General features: G+C 69.5%; 13 protein-coding genes. 2 read left to right on the forward strand and 11 right to left on the reverse strand.

Annotated features, from left to right (window positions below):
• Positions 1 to 64: 64 nt before the first annotated feature.
• A complete protein-coding gene (gene hutH, locus ACFQRE_RS04010) occupies positions 65 to 1,630 on the forward strand; it encodes a histidine ammonia-lyase (protein WP_380119183.1) in 1,566 nt (521 codons plus the stop codon).
• A gap of 3 nt (positions 1,631 to 1,633) precedes the next feature.
• Here the strand turns inward: hutH and ACFQRE_RS04015 are convergent, their stop codons facing one another.
• A complete protein-coding gene (locus ACFQRE_RS04015) occupies positions 1,634 to 2,461 on the reverse strand; it encodes an IclR family transcriptional regulator (RefSeq protein ID WP_380119185.1) in 828 nt (275 codons plus the stop codon).
• A 94-nt stretch (positions 2,462 to 2,555) separates the two neighbouring features.
• Here ACFQRE_RS04015 and aceB point away from each other — a divergent pair, with 94 nt between their 5' ends.
• On the forward strand, positions 2,556 to 4,148 hold the full coding sequence (gene aceB / locus ACFQRE_RS04020; protein WP_380119187.1) for a malate synthase A: 1,593 nt from the start codon (positions 2,556 to 2,558) through the stop codon (positions 4,146 to 4,148).
• 15 nt (positions 4,149 to 4,163) lie between these two features.
• Here the strand turns inward: aceB and guaD are convergent, their stop codons facing one another.
• From guaD to ACFQRE_RS04070, 10 genes are all read right to left on the reverse strand, one after another.
• Positions 4,164 to 5,447, reverse strand: coding sequence for a guanine deaminase (guaD, locus tag ACFQRE_RS04025; protein ID WP_380119189.1), 1,284 nt, complete (start codon positions 5,445 to 5,447; stop codon positions 4,164 to 4,166).
• Entirely contained in the window at positions 5,444 to 6,331 is an 888-nt protein-coding gene (gene xdhC / locus ACFQRE_RS04030) for a xanthine dehydrogenase accessory protein XdhC (protein ID WP_380120414.1), read from the reverse strand. Before xdhC ends, guaD begins: the two co-directional genes overlap by 4 nt.
• 1 nt (position 6,332) lies before the next feature.
• Positions 6,333 to 8,783: a xanthine dehydrogenase molybdopterin binding subunit gene (gene xdhB, locus ACFQRE_RS04035; RefSeq protein ID WP_380119191.1), complete on the reverse strand. Its 2,451-nt coding sequence runs from the start codon at positions 8,781 to 8,783 to the stop codon at positions 6,333 to 6,335.
• The gene (locus ACFQRE_RS04040) at positions 8,780 to 10,240 is read right to left on the reverse strand and encodes a xanthine dehydrogenase small subunit (RefSeq protein WP_380119193.1); all 1,461 of its coding nucleotides are present in this window, start codon (positions 10,238 to 10,240) and stop codon (positions 8,780 to 8,782) included. The genes xdhB and ACFQRE_RS04040 overlap by 4 nt, the downstream gene beginning before the upstream one ends.
• Positions 10,241 to 10,458: 218 nt before the next feature.
• Positions 10,459 to 11,364, reverse strand: a complete 906-nt coding sequence (locus tag ACFQRE_RS04045; protein WP_380119195.1) for a helix-turn-helix domain-containing protein — start codon at positions 11,362 to 11,364, stop codon at positions 10,459 to 10,461.
• Positions 11,365 to 11,535: 171 nt separating this feature from the next.
• Entirely contained in the window at positions 11,536 to 13,614 is a 2,079-nt protein-coding gene (locus tag ACFQRE_RS04050) for a M4 family metallopeptidase (protein WP_380119197.1), read from the reverse strand.
• Between the two features lie 266 nt (positions 13,615 to 13,880).
• Positions 13,881 to 14,708, reverse strand: coding sequence for a bifunctional allantoicase/(S)-ureidoglycine aminohydrolase (locus tag ACFQRE_RS04055; RefSeq protein WP_380119199.1), 828 nt, complete (start codon positions 14,706 to 14,708; stop codon positions 13,881 to 13,883).
• Positions 14,705 to 16,066: an allantoinase AllB gene (gene allB, locus ACFQRE_RS04060; RefSeq protein WP_380119201.1), complete on the reverse strand. Its 1,362-nt coding sequence runs from the start codon at positions 16,064 to 16,066 to the stop codon at positions 14,705 to 14,707. Before allB ends, ACFQRE_RS04055 begins: the two co-directional genes overlap by 4 nt.
• Complete coding sequence (locus tag ACFQRE_RS04065) at positions 16,063 to 16,905, reverse strand: fumarylacetoacetate hydrolase family protein (RefSeq protein ID WP_380119203.1); 843 nt, start codon at positions 16,903 to 16,905, stop codon at positions 16,063 to 16,065. Before ACFQRE_RS04065 ends, allB begins: the two co-directional genes overlap by 4 nt.
• Complete coding sequence (locus ACFQRE_RS04070) at positions 16,902 to 18,050, reverse strand: glycerate kinase (protein WP_380119205.1); 1,149 nt, start codon at positions 18,048 to 18,050, stop codon at positions 16,902 to 16,904. Before ACFQRE_RS04070 ends, ACFQRE_RS04065 begins: the two co-directional genes overlap by 4 nt.
• Positions 18,051 to 18,053: the final 3 nt, after the last annotated feature.

The following is an 18,053-nucleotide window of genomic DNA, read 5'->3' on the forward strand; positions in this document are numbered from 1 at the left end:
GATACGAGACGGTATGCCGCGTGCGCGCCTGTTGCTCCCGGCATACCGAGGGTTTGCTTGAGACATGACGGACACCCAGACGCAGCAGCCCCCGGTCGCCCTCGGCGGCGAGCACCTCAGCATCGATGACGTCGTCCGGGTGGCACGTCACGGTGCGCCGGTCGAGCTCAGCCCGACGGCCCTCGCCACGGTCCGCGCGACTCGCGGCACGATCGAGGGACTCGCGAACGACACGGTGGCGCACTACGGCGTCTCGACCGGGTTCGGCGCGCTCGCGACGCGGCACATCCCCGTCGAGCTGCGCGCGCAGTTGCAGCGCTCACTCGTCCGGTCGCACGCTGCTGGTGCCGGGCCCGAGGTCGAGCGCGAGGTCGTGCGCGCCCTCATGCTGCTGCGCATCGCAACGCTCTCGACCGGTCGCACGGGGATCCGGGCCGAGACCCTCGAGACCTACATCGCGATCCTCAACGCGGGGATCACGCCGGTGGTGCACGAGTACGGCTCGCTCGGCTGCTCCGGTGACCTCGCGCCGCTGTCGCACTGTGCGCTCGCGCTCATGGGTGAGGGTCTGGTGCGCGACGATGACGGCGAGGTGATGGACGCCGCCGAGGCGCTGGAGGCAGCCGGGATCACGCCGGTCATCCTCGCCGAGAAGGAGGGCCTCGCTCTCATCAACGGCACCGACGGCATGCTCGGCATGCTCTGCCTCGCCATCGCCGACCTGCGCCTGCTCGTCACCACCGCCGACATCGCTGCGGCCATGAGTGTCGAAGGACTGCTCGGGACCGACGACGTCTTTGCCGCCGACCTGCACGCCCTGCGTCCGCAGCCCGGCCAGGGCAAGTCCGCGGAGAACATGCGAAAGATGCTGTCGGACAGCCTGATTCGCGAGTCGCACCGCGACCCCGAGGCTTGCACTCGCGTCCAGGATGCCTATTCGCTCCGCTGTGCCCCGCAGGTCGCCGGCGGAGTGCGAGACACCATCGACCATGCAGCCCGCGTCGCCGGGTGGGAGCTCGCGTCGGCCATCGACAACCCGGTCGTGACGTTGGACGGCCGCGTCGAGTCCAACGGGAACTTCCATGGTGCGCCGGTCGCCTACGTCCTCGACTTCCTTGCGATCGTGGCCGCAGACCTCGCCTCGATCTCCGAGCGGCGGACCGACCGCTTCCTCGACAAGTCCCGCAACAACGGGCTGCCGCCGTTCCTCGCCGACGACCCCGGCGTCGACTCGGGCCTGATGATCGCGCAGTACACCCAGGCCGCCATGGTCTCGGAGATGAAGCGCCTCGCCGTCCCGGCGTCGGTCGACTCGATCCCGAGCAGCGCCATGCAGGAGGACCACGTCTCCATGGGCTGGTCCGCTGCCCGCAAGCTGCGCCGCTCGGTCGACGCGTTGACCCGCGTCCTCGCCATCGAGCTCGTCGCAGCCTCGCGCGGCATCCAGCTGCGGGCACCGCTGCAGCCGGCACCCGCCACCGGCGCTGTCATCGCCGGGCTGGCCGAGTTCGGGAACGTCGCTCCGGGACCCGACCGCTTCCTCGCGCCCGACCTCGAAGCGGCCTACGAAGCAGTCCTCGACGGCGCAGTGGTCGCCGCCGCGGAGGCCGTCACCGGTCGCCTGGCCTGAGGCTCAGCGTCCGGCGTAGGACAGGTCGGCACCGATGAGGCGGGCCGCCGCCTGGAGCCGGGCGACAGCCTCGTCGACGGCCGCGTCGGTGACCCGGGTCGTCGGGCCGGACATCGACAGGGCCATGGGGCGAGGCGCATCGGGGACGGCCACCGCGACGCAGCGCACCCCGACCTCCTGCTCGCCCTCGTCGAGGGCGTAGCCGCGCTCGCGTGCCACGTCGAGGGCGGCGAGGAACGCATCGGCCGTCGTCAACGTGTGCTCCGTCCGACGCGGCATACCGGTGCGGCTCAGGAGCGAACGCACCGTGCCGGGGTCGGTGTCGAGCAGCATGGCCTTGCCGACCGCGGTGCTGTGCGGGAGGGTCCGCCGGCCCACCTCGGTGAACATCCGCATGAAGTTCTTGGACGGCTGCACCTGCGCGATGTAGACGACCTCGTCCCCGTCCATCATCGCGAGGTTGACCGACTCACCGAGGTCCTCGACGGCCGCCAGCATGTGGGGGTGGGCCCACGCCGCGACGCGCTTGGAGGCGGCATCGGCGAGCCGCATGAGCCGCGGTCCGAGGGAGTACTGACGGGACTCCTCCTGACGGAGGTAGCCCAGGTCGACCAGGGTGCGGACGAGGCGGTGGATCGTCGCCAACGGCAACCCGGAGCGCTCGGCGAGCTGGGACAGGCCCATCACGCCGCCGGACTCGGCCAGTGTCTCGAGGATGGCGAACGCGCGGTCGATCGACTGGACCCCGCCCTTGGGCGCTTGGTCCTTGGTCTCGGCGGCGGTGACATCGGCGGTGTCATCGGTGGTGGTGTCGGCCTGCGGTGCGGTCAACGGTGGCTCCTCGGTGGGGAACGGACTGTGCCGTCCCAGTCTATTCCGTATATTGGAACAGTTCTTCCGTTCATGAGTCCAAGGAGACCCTGTCGTGCCCTCCATCCTTGTCACCGGCCCCCACGTCGACGGGCAGTCCGAGATCCTCACGCCGGAAGGCATGGATCTCCTGGCCGGGCTGCAGCGCGAGTTCGGGGCGCGGCGCGACCAGCTGCTGGCCGCCCGGGTGCAGCGACGCGAGCAGATCTCGCGCACGGGCACGCTGGACTTCCTGCCGGAGACGGCGTCGGTGCGAGAAGGCGACTGGCAGGTGGCGACCGCGCCCGCCGACCTGCGCGACCGCCGGGTCGAGATCACCGGCCCGACCGACCGCAAGATGGCGATCAACGCGCTGAACTCCGGGGCCAAGGTGTGGCTGGCCGACCTCGAGGACGCCAACACGCCCCACTGGCGCAACGTCATCGGCGGTCAGCTCACCCTGCGCGACGCCAACCGCCGCACCATCGAGCTGACGACGCCCGAGGGCAAGCACTATGCCCTCAAGGACCCTGACAGCATCCCGGTCATCCTGCCGCGTCCGCGCGGGTGGCACCTCGACGAGGCGCACCTCACCCTCGACGGTGAACCGCTCGTCGGGGCCCTCGTCGACTTCGGTCTGTATGCCGTGCACAACGCGCGTGAGCTCGTCGAGCGGGGCAGCGGCCCCTACTTCTATCTGCCCAAGATGGAGTCCCATCTCGAGGCCCGGCTCTGGAACGACGTCTTCGTGTGGACCCAGGACCGGCTCGGCATCCCGCAGGGAACGATGCGCGCCACCGTCCTCATCGAGACCATCACCGCTGCCTTCGAGATGGACGAGATCCTCTTCGAGCTGCGCGAGCACGCCAGCGGCCTCAACGCCGGACGCTGGGACTACCTGTTCAGCATCATCAAGAACTTCCGCGACGCCCCCGGTGACACCACCCTCCCGGACCGCAACGCGGTGACGATGGACGCCCCGATGATGAAGGCCTACTCCGACCTCCTCGTGCAGACCTGCCACCGCCGCGGCGCCTTCGCGATGGGTGGCATGGCTGCGTTCATCCCCTCGCGTCGCGACGAGGAGGTCAACCGCGTCGCCTTCGAGAAGGTGCGGGCCGACAAGACCCGCGAGGCGCAGGCCGGCTTCGACGGGTCCTGGGTCGCCCATCCCGACCTCGTGCCTGTGTGCGCCGAGATCTTCGACGGCGTCCTCGACGGCGACAACCAGATCGGCCGCCAGCGCGACGACGTCTCGGTCACGTCCTCCGACCTGCTCGCCCTCGACCGGACACCGGGTGAGCGCACCGAGGCCGGCCTGCGAGGCAACGTCGCGGTCGGCATCACCTATCTCGCAGCGTGGCTCTCGGGCAACGGCGCCGCCGCCATCCACAACCTCATGGAGGACGCTGCGACCGCCGAGATCTCGCGCTCGCAGATCTGGCAGTGGACGCACAACGGCGCCAGCCTCGACACGGGGGAGTCGATCACCCGCAAGCTCGTCGAGCGGATCGTCGAGGAGGAGTATGCCGGGCTGGTCGAGTCGGGTGCCTACGCCGATCACCTTCCGCTGGCGCGTGAGCTCTTCGTGCGCACAGCGCTCGACGACGACTACGCAGACTTCCTCACGCTCCCGGCATACGCCGAGATCCTCCGCGCAGGTGAGTGAGTCAGCAGTGACAGGTCAGCGCTGAAGCTGTTGTCCCGCAACCCAGCTCGCGGTCACGGCGGGTGACGTGCCCAGGGCGAAGGCCTTGGCGAGCGCATCCTCGGGTGAGAACGCGTGCCGCAGCGCAACGTCCATCGTCGACCCTGCTGCTGGGTTGACCCACACGGCGTCGAACTGCTTGCCCACCGAGAAGTCACCCACCGTGTCGGCGAGACCGAGGGCGTCCGCGCCGGCCATCGTCGCGAGATGCAGCAGGTCGGGTGCAGCGAGCCTGCGCCCGCGGTCACCGAGCAGCTGCTGCATGAAGTAGGCCTGCAGACCCTCCTTGAGGATCGAGAAGCCCGTCCCCGCGCCGACGTCGGAGCCGAGAGCGACCCGCACGCCGTGGTCGAGATGCTCCTTGAGCGGGAAGAGTCCGCTGCCCAGGGCCGAGTTGCTCGTCGGGCAGTGCGCGACGGTGGCGTCGGCGGCGGCGAGGTCGCACAGCTCACCGGTGGTCGGGTGGACGTTGTGGGCAAAGATGCTGCGGCGGCCCACGAGGCCGTGCGCGGCATACGTCTGCAGGTAGTCCTCGGCGTTGAACAGCTCCTTGACCGTCGTGATCTCGGCGAGGTTCTCGTTGATGTGAGAGGTGAACCACGCCTCGGGGACGTCCTTGAGCAGTGCCCGGCACGAGTCGAGCAGCTCGTCACTGCACGAGAGCGAGAAGCGGGGGATGACGGCATAGCGGTTGCGCCGCGTGCCGTGCCACCGGTCGGCGAGCGCCTTGCCGGCGGTGTAGGCCTCCTCGGGGTCGGTGTGCAGGTCCTCACGCAGGATGCGGTCGCTCACGACGAGCCCGCTCGTGACCCGCAGGCCGACCCGGTCGGCCTCGGTGAACAGGGCGTCGACCGCGCCCGGGAAGTGTGAGCCGAACACGAGTGCCGTCGTGGTCCCGGAGCGGACGAGCCCGGCGGTGAACTCGGTCGCGATCTCCTGTGCGTATGCCGTGTGGGCCAGTCGCGCTTCCTCCGGCAGGGCGGACTTCTCGAGCCAGTCGAGCAGGGGCATGCCGAGGGCGCCGATGGTCCGGATCTGCGGGTAGTGCACGTGGGTGTCGACGAAGCCGGGCAGGACGAGACCGCCCGTGAGGTCCTCGACCTCGTCGTCGCTGTGTCGGGCCCGGACCTCGGTCCAGGGACCGCGGTCGGTGATCGTGCCGTCGACGACCCGGATGCCGCCGTCCTGCTCCGAGCGCAGGACGCCGCCCGTGAAGGGGTTGTCCGGGACGTCGAAGAAGGTGCCTCGGAAGATGGTCATCGGGCGGTCTCCTGGGCGTGGTGGGCTGGCTCCGCGCCCTCTGTGTCGGCGCCCTCCGTGTCGGTGTCATCGGGTGGGGCGTGCCGGGTCGGCGCGAACGACTGGAGCAGCGCGGCGGCCACGCTGATCGCGATGGTCGCGGGGTCCTTGCCGGTGAGGGTCGTCAGTCCGATGGGGGTGGTGATCCGGGACAGGGCGGCCTCGTTGTGGCCCTCGGAGAGGAGCTTGCGACGGAAGCGCTGCCACTTGGCGCTCGACCCGATGAGGCCGATGGACGCGAGGCCCTCGGTGCGCAGGGCTGCGTCGATGAGTGCGGCGTCCTCGGCATGGTCGTGGGTCATGACGAGGACGTGGCTGCCGGGAGGGAGCTCCGACAGGACGAGCTCGGGCAGGACCGGGACGTGGTGCACGTGGACTGCCGCCTCGGCGTCGGCCAGCGGGGCGAGGACGTCGTCGGTGAGGAAGTCCTCACGTGAGTCGACGAGGTGGAGCTCGAGGTCGTGGCGGGCGAGGACCCGCGCCAGCTCCTGGCCGACGTGACCCATGCCGAAGATCGCGACCGACGGACGCACGGCCAAGGGCTCGAGAAGAACCTCGACGATGCCGCCACAGCACTGCACGCCGTGTTGGTACTTCGCCTTGTCCGACAGGTTGGCGGTGAAGCTGGTCGGCTCGGAAGCGTTGTCGTGCACCATGATTCGGGCACGGCAGATGGCATCCTCCTCGAGGTTGCCTCCGCCGATGGTGCCCCAGGTGCGGGTGGCCGAGACGACCATCTTGGTGCCGGCCTCGCGGGGAGCGTGGCCGCGCACGGAGGTGAGGGTGACGAGGACGCCGGGCTCCCTGCTCGTCCGCAGGGTGCGGACCGCATCGACCCAGGACATCTCAGCCACCCGCCAGTGAGCGCACGGCGACCTCGGACTCGGGCATCCGGGTGGGCGCGTCGGGGTCGGGTTCGTCGGGGTGGTGGCCCGGGAAGCCCTCGTCGACGTGCCCGTCTGCCTGGCCGTGTGCCGCCCGCGCCTCCTCGACCGCCCAGAACACCTGCTCGGGGGTGGAGGGGCAGCCGAGGTCGACGCTCGTGCCTGACGGTCCGAACGCCGCGGCTGCTTGGCGCAGGGCCTCACGGACCGAGAATGCGAGCATCAGCGGAGGCTCACCCACGGCCTTGGACCCATAGACGGCGCCCTCCTCGTGGGCCTGCTCCAGGAGCGCGACGTTGAAGGTCTCGGGCATCTCCGAGAAGCTCGGCAACTTGTAGGTGCTGGCCGCCTGGGTGAGGAAGCGACCGCGGCCCGGCCCGTCGCTCTCGTCCCACCGCAGGTCCTCGAGGGTGAGCCAGCCCGCGCCCTGGACGTAGCCGCCCTCGACCTGGCCGATGTCGACGAGTGGCGAGAGGCTGTCGCCGACGTCGTGGACGATGTCGACCCGGCGGGTCCGGTAGGCGCCGGTGTAGCCGTCGACCTCGACCTCGGTGGCGGCGACGCCGTGCGCGAAGTACTTGAACGGCGAACCCTGCATGACCCGCGAGTCCCAGTGCAGCCCCTCGGTGCGATAGAAGCCGGCTGCCGACAGCTGGACCCGGGCGAAGTAGGCCGCGTGCACCAGCTCTGCCCACGGCACCTGCACGTCCGAGCCGAGCCCGGTCACGAGACCGTCGTGGATGCGGATGTCGGCCGGCGGGACGCCGATCTTGGCGGAGGCGGTGATGCTCAGTCGTTCACGGATCTGCTCGCAGGCGTTCTTGACGGCACCTCCGTTCAGGTCGGCCCCGGACGATGCCGCGGTCGCCGAGGTGTTGGGCACCTTGTCGGTGCGGGTCGGCGCGAGCCGCACCGTGGACAGCGGCACACCCAGGGTGGTGGCTGCGACCTGGAGCATCTTGGTGTGCAGCCCCTGGCCCATCTCGGTTCCACCGTGGTTGATGAGCACCGAACCGTCCTTGTAGACGTGGACGAGAGCCCCGGCCTGGTTGAAGGCGGTGAGGTTGAAGGAGATGCCGAACTTCACCGGCGTGAGGGCCAGTCCGCGCTTGGTGTGCGGGTGAGACCAGTTGAACTCATCGATCTCGGCCCACCGCTGGGTGACGTCGGCCGACTCGAGCACCTGGTCCCAGGCGCGGGCCAACCGGTCGGCCTGGGTGATCGGCTGGCCATAGGGCGTGGTCTGTCCGTTGGCATAGAAGTTGCGGCGGCGCAGCTCGGCTGCGTCGATCCCGAGCAGTGGCGCACACCGCCCGAGGATGTCCTCGATGACGAGCATCCCCTGTGGCCCGCCGAAGCCTCGGAAGGCCGTCTGCGACGTCTTGTTGCTCTTGGCGACGCGGCCGTTCACCTTGATGTCGGGGATCCAGTAGGCATTGTCGATGTGGCACAGGGCCCGGGCCAGGACCGGCTCGGAGAGGTCGAGGCTCCACCCGCCGTCGGAGGTGAGGGTGGCCTCGAGAGCCTGGATGTGGCCGGAGTCGTCGAACCCGATCCGCCACTGCGAGTGGAAGCCGTGGCGCTTGCCGCTCATTGTCATGTCGAGGTTGCGGGTCAGTCGCAGGCGCACCGGGCGGCCGGTGAGGATGGAGCCGAGGGAGGCGATCGCCGCGAACCCGTGGGGCTGCATCTCCTTGCCACCGAACCCCCCACCCATGCGCAGGCACTGCACGGTGACCTCGCTGGAGGAGCGGCCGAGGACGTGCGCCACGATCTCCTGGGTCTCGCTCGGGTGCTGCGTGGAGCACTGGACGAACACCTGGCCGTTCTCGTCGACGAGGGCCAGCGAGCAGTGTGTCTCGAGGTAGAAGTGCTCCTGTCCGGCGAACTCGAACTCACCGCTGAAGACATGGGCGGCCTGCTCGAGGCCCGACTCGACGTTGCCGCGCTCCACGGTGGGCTGTGCGCCCTGGAAGCTCTCGGCGGCGATGGCCTCACGCACGGAGATGATCGACGGCAGGGTCTCGTAGTCGACGACGACGGCGGCGGCACCGCGACGCGCGGCCTCCAGTGTCTCGCCGAGGACCCAGCAGACGGCGTGCCCGACGAACTGCACCTCGTCGGGGAAGAGCGGCTCGTCGTGCTTGACCCCGGCATCGTTGACGCCGGGGACGTCAGCGCCGGTGAGCACGCGCACGACACCGGGGACGGCCAGCGCAGGACTCGTGTCGATGTCGACGACTCGGGCGTGGGCGTGGGGTGACTGCACCGGATAGGCGTGCAGGCAGTCCTTGGTCCGTCCGACCAGGTCGTCGGTGTAGAGAGCGGCGCCGGTCACGTGGAGGTCGGCCGCCTCGTGCGGCATCGACTGGCCGACGACGCTCTGGTCGGGGCGCTCGGAAAGGTGGCTCATGCGGAAATCCCCTCGCTGGCGGCGTGTTCGGCATGGAACTTGCGCAGGGACTGGCCGAGCATCGCGGCGCGATAGCGCGACGAAGCTCGGTGGTCGTCCATGGGTGTGCCCTCACCCGAGAGGACCTGGGCGGCCGCCTCGACGGTCTCGGTGTCCCAGGGGCGGCCGACGAGCGCCTCTTCGGTGGCCGTGGCGCGCAGGGGGGTGGCGGCGACCCCGCCCAGTCCGATCCGGGCCTGCCGGACGATGCCGTCGACGACGTCCACGGCGAATCCGACGGCGACGGAAGAGATGTCGTCGAAGCGGCGCTTGGCCATCTTGTGGAAGGCCGTGTGCTGGGCCAGCGGCAGGGGCAGGCGGATCTCGCGGATCAGCTCGTCGGCCCGCTTGACGGTCTGCCGATAGCCGGTGAAGTACTCGGACAGGGGCACGATCCGCTCCCCACGCCGGCTCGACAGAACCAGTCGGGCGTTGAGGGCGAGCAGGGCCGGCGGCGCGTCCCCGATGGGGGAACCGGTGCCGAGGTTGCCGCCGAGGGTGGCCCCGTTGCGGATGAGCCGCGAGGCGAACTGGGGGAAGAGCTCGGCGAGCAGGGGCACGCGGCCATCGAGCCGTCGCTCGATCTCGGTGAGGGTGAGCGCGGCGCCGATGCGGATCTCCTCGTCGTCCTCGTCGAGGTTGCGCAGCTCGGGCAGGCGGTCGATCGCCACGAGCAGCGGCGGGCGAGAGCCCCTGATGTTGAGCTCGACACCGATGTCGGTGGAGCCGGCCACGAGCAGGGCATCCGGTCGCTCTGCGAGGAGCGCGAGTGCCTCGTCGAGGCTTGCCGGGCGGACGTATGCCGCACCGTCGGCTTCCAGGTGCGTGTGCACCGGCGCCGGGGTGGGATTGGTGGCGCGCGAGGCCAGGGCGTCATCGAAGGCCGGCGCATCGGGCAGGGCGTAGGCGGCGTCGCGGATGGGCCGGTAGCCGGTGCATCGGCAGAGGTTGCCGCTGAGGGCGTGCAGGTCGAAGCCGTTGGGACCGTGCTCGGCATCTTGGCCGTGCTCGCCGTCCACGACCCCCTCGGCGCGCCCCGGTCGGTAGTACTCAGCGGCCATCGAACAGACGAATCCCGGTGTGCAGTAACCGCACTGGGAGCCTCCGCGATCAGCCATCTCGCGCTGAACAGGATGGAGGGCGCCCACGCTCCCCAGTCCTTCGGCCGTCACGACCTCTTGGCCGTCGAGTCCAGCCGCAGGGATGAGGCAGGCGTTGATCGCCACCCACTCGGTGCTCGCACCCTCGCTCACGCCCGGCCTTGCGACCATGACCGAGCAGGCGCCGCACTCGCCTTCGGCGCAGCCCTCCTTGGCTCCCGTCAGGCCGCTGTTGCGCAGCCAGTCGAGTGCCGTCGTGTGGGGCGTGACGCTCGCCAGCGTCAGCGGCGTCCCGTTGACCAAGACCGTTGGCTGCATTGCCAACTCCTCATCGACATCGTCCTGACGCTCTGCTGTCAGGAGCATGGTTGCGAAGTGGCGGCCCGCCGGTTGTCCATGCGAACGACGGGATGCTCTCAGGGTACCCACCGAGGGTGCCCACGGGAAGTGGTTTCGGAAATAGTTTTCCGTTAGCGCTCGCCTGCTGCCTCAGGATGGGTAGCGGGGCGAAGCTGTGCTCGCAGCTCACGTGGTCGTCAAGCATCCCAGCTCCAGCGCAGCCCGTGCCCGCCCACGCCAGCGTCCAGGACCACGATGTGCGCACAGTGGCTGGGACCCACCTCAACCGGATGGACCGTATGGGCGACCGCTGAGTCGAGGGGCGTCTGGTAGTGCCAGACCGCAGCCGGCAGCGCGGGTGGGGTGAAGCACACCTCCAACACATACTCGCGCAGGGGAGATCGGACACGGCGGTCGAAGTTTCTCGCGGGCGGGTACGGGGCCCGGCTCTGGAGCTCGTACTCCAGCAGGATGGTGTCACCGCGCCCGAGCGTCCGGTCGAAGAGAAGCTCAACGGCCACCACGCCCGCCGGGTCTTCGTACAAGTCGCCGATGCTGCAGTGTCGCAGGGGACGCACGAGCGGCAGCGTCTGCCCGGCTTCGTCCATCACGTGCATCAACAAGTGACGATCGACCCCGTCTCGCTCCGAGCGCAACAGCTGGCGTGCGGTCAACGTTCGCTCGCCACCCTCCGGCCCGACAACGAGCCGATCGTGGAGACTGAGACGGGTGAGGCCGGAGTCACCATCCGTGACCATCCCCTCCAGCGCCTTCGCGACGGCGTGCCTTCGCTCGTCCAGCACGATGCCGTCAAGTTCCGGGATGGCCTCAACCCGCTGGGTCCAGCGCCCCCTCGGTCGTCGAGGGCCGAGGAGCTGGGCGAGCGCACCATGCTCCAGGTTCAGCACGGACTCGAGCTCACTCAGCACCTCCATCGAGCTCTCGCGCTCCGGGCGGCTGCGACCGGACTGCCAGTAGCTCAAAGTTGCCAGGCTCACCGCCTGGCCGTGTCGCTGAAGTCGCGTCTGTATACGGCTGAGGCTGAGTCCGCGGGCCTGGATGGCCTCGCGCAGCGCTTCGGGAAACGCCTCGTAGTCGGTCACGATCCTCGTTTCTGTCCATGAGCCCTGACAGCAGTACAACGGGCGAGGCGAGGGCGTTCGCCTCGCCCTCAGCCTCGCCCATTCGCAGGGCCTGGGCTGCGCCTGCTCACGAGTGGGCGCAACGATGGGCCGGCACCCGGAGGTGTGCCGGCCCATCGCCGTCCTGGGTCCTCAGCTCGTGGCCAGTGCCGTGTCGTCGACGACGAACGACGTCTGCAGTGAGGAGTCCTCACTCATGAGGTACTTCACCGTGATCGTCTTGCCCTTGTATGCCGTCACGTTGAACGACTTCTGGGTGTAGGTCGCGTTGGTCCCGACGTTGGAGTACGTCGCCAGGGTGGTGGTCGTCGAACCGTCGATGACCTGGACCTTCATCGTGTCGTAGGCCGTGCTGCCGGACTCGGCCGTGTCGGTGCGCAGCCAGAACGACAGGGTCGCTGCGGTGACGGTCGAGGGGATCGCGACGCTCTGCTGGATCGTCTCGGTCGAGGTCGAGCCGTTGCCACCCAGCCACGCCTTCCAGCTGCCCGTACGTGCCGGACGACCGGTGTTGTTGGTGATCGGGCCGGCGGTGCCGGTCCAGTCCACCGCGCCGGACTCGAAGCCCGGGTTCCTGAGCAGGTTGCCCGACGGCGGAGTCGTCGGCGTGGGTGTCGGGGTCGGCGACGGAGTGCCGGTCCCTGTCGGGGTCGGGGTCGGGCCGCTGTCACACTTCTCGGTGCCAGCCGGAACAGAGATGGCCGTGAAGGCTGCCTCGACCGACGTGCACGTCTGGCTCGTGGCGCCGTAGAGCTCCTTGGCGGAGGCGATCGCACCGTTGCGGGCGTTGGCGTAGGTGCTGCCAGAGGTGAGCTTCGTGGACAGGGTCCGGTACCAGACCTTCTCGACGTTGCTGCGTCCTGCGCCGGTCACGGCGGGGGCGCCGCCACAGACGGGGCTGTCGTAGCTGACACCGTTGATGGTCTTGGCGCCCGAGCCCTCGGAGGCCATGTAGAACCAGTGGTTCAACGCACCCGAGGAGTAGTGCGGGTCAAGGTTCTTGGTGTTGGTGGACCAGCAGTCGGGGCTCTGCCCGTCCTTGCTCGGCTTGTCCATGTAGCGCAGCGGGGTGCCGTTGCCGTTGATGTTGATCTTCTCGCCGATGAGGTAGTCACCCACGTCGGTGGAGTTGTTGGCGTAGAACTCGACCGCCGTGCCGAAGATGTCGGAGGTGGCCTCGTTGAGGCCGCCCGCGTCACCGCTGTAGTTGAGGTTCGCCGTGTTCTCGGTGACACCGTGGCTCATCTCGTGTCCGGCGATGTCGATGGCAGTCAGCGGCTTGGTGTTGCCGGCACCGTCGCCGTAGGTCATCTGGGTGCCGTCCCAGAACGCGTTCACGTAGGCGTTGCCGTAGTGGACGCGGCTGCGAGCACCGGTGCCGTTGTTCCAGATGCCAGCGCGGCCCAGGACCGAGTTGTAGTAGGCGTAGGTCTTCTCCGCGCCGTACTGCGCGTCGACTCCGGCGGTCTGACGGCTCGTCGTCGACCCGTTGCCCCACACGTTGTCGGCGTCGGTGAACTGCGTGCCGGTGCCGGACGTCCCACCGTTGAGGTCGGTCGTGTAGTTGCCGATGGAGTCCTTGAGGAGCCAGGAGCTGCCCGACTGGGTCGTGTCGAGCGTGACCTGACCGGAGTACTGCGAGTTGCCGGTGCCGTGCTTGATCTCGTCCCACGACTGCAGGATCGCGCCGGAGTTGGCGTCGACGAGGGTGTGGAGTCGGCTCGGCGTCTGGTCGGGCTTCACCCCTTCGGTGATGACCTCGTAGGCCAGACGCGGTGAAGTGCCACCGGCCCAGACGACGAGCTCGCTGTCCTTGGCCCTGGCCGATGCACCCTTGCTCGCGTTCTTGGTCGCCACGGCTGAGGCCTCGGCGCCGCTCTTCTTCGGAGTCGTCGAGGGAACTGCTGCCTTGCCGGACGCGTTGAAGTGGACGTCGGCCTTTGCGCCGCTCCTGGTCGTCTCGAGGACGAGGTCGCCGCCGATGACACGCAGACCCTTGAAGGTGCGGTTGTAGCGGATGTGCTGCGTACCGTCGCGGTCGGTCACGACCGACGTCACGACGAGCTTCTCGTCAGCAGACAGGCCGAGCGCTGCGTGGTCCCGGGCGGGGTCAGCCTTCGCGGCTGCGGCAGGGCTGGAGCCGGCCGTGAGGCCAAGAGCTCCAGCAAGGGGCAGGGCCAGAGGGAGGGCCAGGGCGGCGGTAACCACCATGGCTCCGGTTGATCGTCGAATCACGTCGTACCTCTTCCGGTTCGGACCGCACGAGATGACGTGCGATCGCGGGGTAACCGAGAGAGTGGTCCTGACAGGACGTTCAGGGCAATGCCCTATTGCCCGATTGTCGCCATTAACTGTTAACCAATTTGTTTGGTCAAACTCAACTTTGCCTACTTCTTACCATTTCTTGACCATTTGACAAGCATGGAAATTGAGGCCCCGCGGCCAACCACATCGAAATGCAGCTCACCGCGAGCACGTCACACGAACTGGCGGCTCAGCGTCGCATGCCGGTTGACGTCCTTGTAGAGCAGATAGCGGAACCGTCCGGGACCCCCGGCGTAGCAGGCCTGGGGGCAGAACGCTCGCAGCCACATGAAGTCACCGGCCTCGACCTCGACCCAGTCCTCGTTGAGCAGGTACACGGCCTTGCCCTCGAGGACATAGAGGCCGTGCTCCATGACGTGGGTCTCGGGGAAGGGGATGGCCCCGCCGGGCTCGAAGCTGACGATGTTGACGTGCATGTCGTGCCGGATGTCGGTCGGGTCGGCGAAGCGCTGGGTCTTCCAGGCCCCGTCGGTGCCGGGCATCTCGAGGCCCTCGACCTCGGCGTCGGACGTGACGAAGGCCGGCGGAACCTCGATGCCGTCGACGTGCTGGTAGGCCTTGCGGATCCAGTGGAAGCTCGCCACCTCGTTGCCGCGGTTGTGCAGGGTCCAGTCGCTGGCGGGCGGGATGAACGCGTAGCCACCGGGCGCGAGCTGGTGCACCTCGTCGGCGAGGGTGAGCTCGAGGGTCCCGGCCACGACGAAGAGCACGCCCTCGGCGCCGGGGTCGAGCTCGGGCCGGTCCGACCCGCCCCCGGGCGAGACCTCGACGATGTACTGGCTGAAGGTCTCGGCAAAACCGCTGAGCGGGCGCGCGATGAGCCACATCCGCATGCCTTCCCAGAAGGGGAGCAACGACGTGACGATGTCGGTCATCGTCCCCTTGGGCAGGACGGCATACGCCGTCGTGAACCGGGCCCGGTCGGTCGTGAGCTGGGTCTGCGGCGGCAGACCGCCCTGGGGGGCGTAGTACTGCGTCATCGCTGTCCTCTCGTGAGCAACCGGCCACCGGGTGCGCTGTCGTTCGTGATGGGTATGCCGTGCAGCCAGGTCTGTCGTACCTGACCGTGCAGGTTGTGGTCGGCCCAGGCCGACACCGGGTTCTTGTGGTGCAGGGCAGCCACGTCGACCACCCACTCCTCCTCGGGGGCAAAGACGACGAAGTCGGCATCGGCGCCGACCTCGAGGCGGCCCTTGTGATGCAGGCCGACCCGGTCTGCTGTCGCGGTCGCCATCCACCGCACCACCTCGGCGAGGGTGTGTCCGCGCTCACGGGCACTGCTCCACATGGCGGGGAGGCCGAGCTGCAGGGAGGCGATGCCGCCCCAGGCCAGGCCGAAGTCGCCGACGTCGAACTGCTTGAGGTCCGCCGTGGAGGGGGAGTGGTCGGACACGACGAAGTCGATGTCGCCGGCGGCCAGTCCCGCCCACAGCTCGTCCTGGTTGGTGTGGTCCCGAATCGGTGGGCAGCACTTGAACTGGGTTGCGCCGTCGGCGATCTCGTCGGCGTCAAGGGCGAGGTAGTGCGGGCACGACTCGACGGTGAGGTCGAGCCCTTCGGCCCGGGCGGCCCGCAGGCTGGCCAGCGCGCTGGCACTCGACAGGTGCAGGACGTGCGACCTGCCGCCGGTCTCGCGGGTCACGTCGATGACCTGACCGATGGCGACGTCCTCGGCCGTCGGTGGCCGTGAGGCGAGGAAGTCGCCGTAGGCGCGACCGTGGGCGGGGGCAGCAGCCTCGAGCGTCCCGGCGTCCTCGGCGTGCACGATGAGCAGCGCGCCGAGTCGGGCGGTCTCGGTCATGGCCGCTCGGAACTGGTCGGGGTCAAGGGGTGGGAACTCCTCGACCCCGGAGTCGGCGAGGAAGCACTTGAACCCGAAGACACCGGCCTCGTGCAGGGCCTCGATGTCTCCGAGGTGGTCGGGCACCGCACCGCCCCAGAAGCCCACGTCGACGTGCACCTGGGGAGCGGCCACCTCCTGCTTGGCCCGCAACGCATCCACCGTCACGGTCGACGGGATGCTGTTGAGCGGCATGTCGATGATCGTCGTGACACCACCAGCAGCCGCGGCCCGGGTGGCGCTGGCGAAGCCCTCCCAGTCGGTGCGACCGGGTTCGTTGACGTGGACATGGGTGTCGACGAGCCCCGGCAGCAGCACCTCGTCGTCGGTCAGCTCGACGACCCGGGCTCCATCGGCCCCGCCGTCACCGACGGCAGCATCGAAGGCGTCGACCGCGACGATGCGCCCGTCGCGCACCGACACCACGGCGGACTGCTCCCGGCCGTCGATGATCGCCCGCGGTGCCCTGATGACGAGATCGGCCTGCACACCCCTCATCGTGGACCACTCGCGCCCACGGGGGAGCGGTGGAGCCCGAGAACACCGCCGTCGGCCTCGACGAGGTCACCGTCACGCAGGTAGGGCCGCGGCTCCGCCCGGGTGACCGCCGTCCCCACGGGAGTGCCGGTGAGGATGACGTCCCCCGGCTCCAGGGTCATGAGGCCGCTGAGGTGGACGAGGATGTCGGGGACGTCGAAGACCATGTCCGAGGTGGAGCCGTCCTGCATCCCGATCCCGTTCACCGAGAGCCGCAGTGCCACGGAGCCGGGGTCGCTCACCTCGTCGGGTGTCACGAGCCAGGGTCCCAGGGGGCAGAACGTGTCGGCGCACTTGCCCCCGGCCCAGGGGCCACCCCCGGCGGCGAGGTCGCGGTCGGTGACGTCGTTGGCGAGGGTGTAGCCGGCCACGGCCGCCAGCGCGGTGTCCCGGTCGACGAGCCCGCGCAGGCGGTGCCCGATGACGAGTGCGAGCTCGACCTCGAAGTCGGTGCTCGTCGAGCCCGGCAGGGGCCGGATCGCGTCGGTCGGTCCGCACACCGACGACGGTGCCTTGAGGAACACCACGGGCGATGCGGGTGGGTCGACACCCAGCCCTGCGGCATACGACCGGTAGTTGAGGCCGATCCCGATGACCTTGCTCGGTCCCGCGACAGGGGGCCCGAAGCGCGTTCCAGCGCGGTCGAGGGTCGGGAGGTCACGCGGATCCAGGCCCGGAAGCACGGTGTCGAGGAACCCGCCGTCGATGTCGGGGGTCACGGACGACAGGTCGCGCAGGACACCGTCGATCTCCACCACCGGTGTCTCGCACCCGGGTTGGCCGATGCGGGCAAGTCTCATGAGGTCTTCCTGTCTCGTTCGAGGAGCCAACGGCCGATCTCGGCGCCGGCTCGCTCAAGCAGTGGTCCGGGGGCGCGCAGCGCCTCGTCCGGTTCGGTGGCCAGGTCCGTGAGCGCCCACACGCGTTCGATCCCGGCTGATGCCAACGCTTCTGGGCTCAGCTCGCATCGTCCCGCAACGGCCACGACGGGTATGCCGTGTGCTCGCGCTGCGCGCGCCACTCCCGCAGGTGCCTTGCCGTTGAGGGTTTGCTCGTCGAGCGATCCCTCTCCGGTGACGACGAGGTCGACGCCGTTCAACACCGTGTGGAAGCCGGTGAGGTCGAGCGCAAGCTCGACTCCCGGTCGGAGCTGGCCGCCCAGGGCGACCAGCGCGGCATACCCGACACCGCCGGCGGCACCGGCACCGGCGACGTCTCGTCCCTCGGCACCGGTCGCGGTGTCCAGGATGTTCGCCCAGCGGCCCAGTGCCGCGTCGAGGGCCGCCACCTGCTCGGGGTCCGCGCCCTTCTGCGGGGCATAGACCGCAGCGGCCCCGCGCGGACCGGTGAGCGGGTTATCGACGTCGCAGGCCACGAGCAGCTCGATCTGGGTGAGCCGGGGGTGCAGGCCCGTCAGGTCGACCCGAGCCGCCGAAGCGAGTGCGCCACCACCATCGGGCAGCTCCTGCCCCGACGCGTCGAACGTCCGGGCACCGAGGGCGGCGAGCATGCCAGCGCCCCCGTCGGTCGAGGCGCTCCCGCCGATGCCGAGGACGACGCGCTCGGCGCCGGCATCGAGGGCGTGGGCCAGGGCGTCCCCCAGGCCACGACTGGACGCCGTGAGCGGGGCAAGGTCGCCAGCGAGCAGGGCGAGGCCGCACAGGCCGGCCATCTCGATGACCGCTCCGGTGCCGGACACGGCATACCTGCCCTGCCGCGGCGCACCGGTCGGGCCGCTCACCGTGACGGTGACCTCGGTGTGGCCGGCCTCGAGTGCGGCTGCGACCATCCCGTCACCACCGTCCGCGACGGCGACCCGGGCGATGTCCACCCCGTCCTCGACGTCGCCCAGAGCCGCCCGCAGCCCGCGACCGACGTGCTCGGCCACCTCGGCGGCGGTGAGAGTCCCCTTGAACTTGTCAGGGGCGAGCAGGACCCGGGTCATGGC

The organism is Knoellia pratensis, assembly GCF_042666395.1.
Taxonomy (GTDB): domain Bacteria; phylum Actinomycetota; class Actinomycetes; order Actinomycetales; family Dermatophilaceae; genus Knoellia; species Knoellia pratensis.

Coding starts and splice junctions, on each gene's coding strand:
- ACFQRE_RS04055 (WP_380119199.1), bottom strand. CDS start 14,708: ATGACGCAGTACTACGCCCCCCAGGGCGGTCTGCCGCCGCAGACCCAG.
- hutH (WP_380119183.1), top strand. CDS start 65: ATGACGGACACCCAGACGCAGCAGCCCCCGGTCGCCCTCGGCGGCGAG.
- xdhC (WP_380120414.1), bottom strand. CDS start 6,331: ATGTCCTGGGTCGATGCGGTCCGCACCCTGCGGACGAGCAGGGAGCCC.
- ACFQRE_RS04040 (WP_380119193.1), bottom strand. CDS start 10,240: ATGCAGCCAACGGTCTTGGTCAACGGGACGCCGCTGACGCTGGCGAGC.
- allB (WP_380119201.1), bottom strand. CDS start 16,066: ATGAGGGGTGTGCAGGCCGATCTCGTCATCAGGGCACCGCGGGCGATC.
- ACFQRE_RS04065 (WP_380119203.1), bottom strand. CDS start 16,905: ATGAGACTTGCCCGCATCGGCCAACCCGGGTGCGAGACACCGGTGGTG.
- ACFQRE_RS04050 (WP_380119197.1), bottom strand. CDS start 13,614: ATGGTGGTTACCGCCGCCCTGGCCCTCCCTCTGGCCCTGCCCCTTGCT.
- ACFQRE_RS04070 (WP_380119205.1), bottom strand. CDS start 18,050: ATGACCCGGGTCCTGCTCGCCCCTGACAAGTTCAAGGGGACTCTCACC.
- guaD (WP_380119189.1), bottom strand. CDS start 5,447: ATGACCATCTTCCGAGGCACCTTCTTCGACGTCCCGGACAACCCCTTC.
- xdhB (WP_380119191.1), bottom strand. CDS start 8,783: ATGAGCCACCTTTCCGAGCGCCCCGACCAGAGCGTCGTCGGCCAGTCG.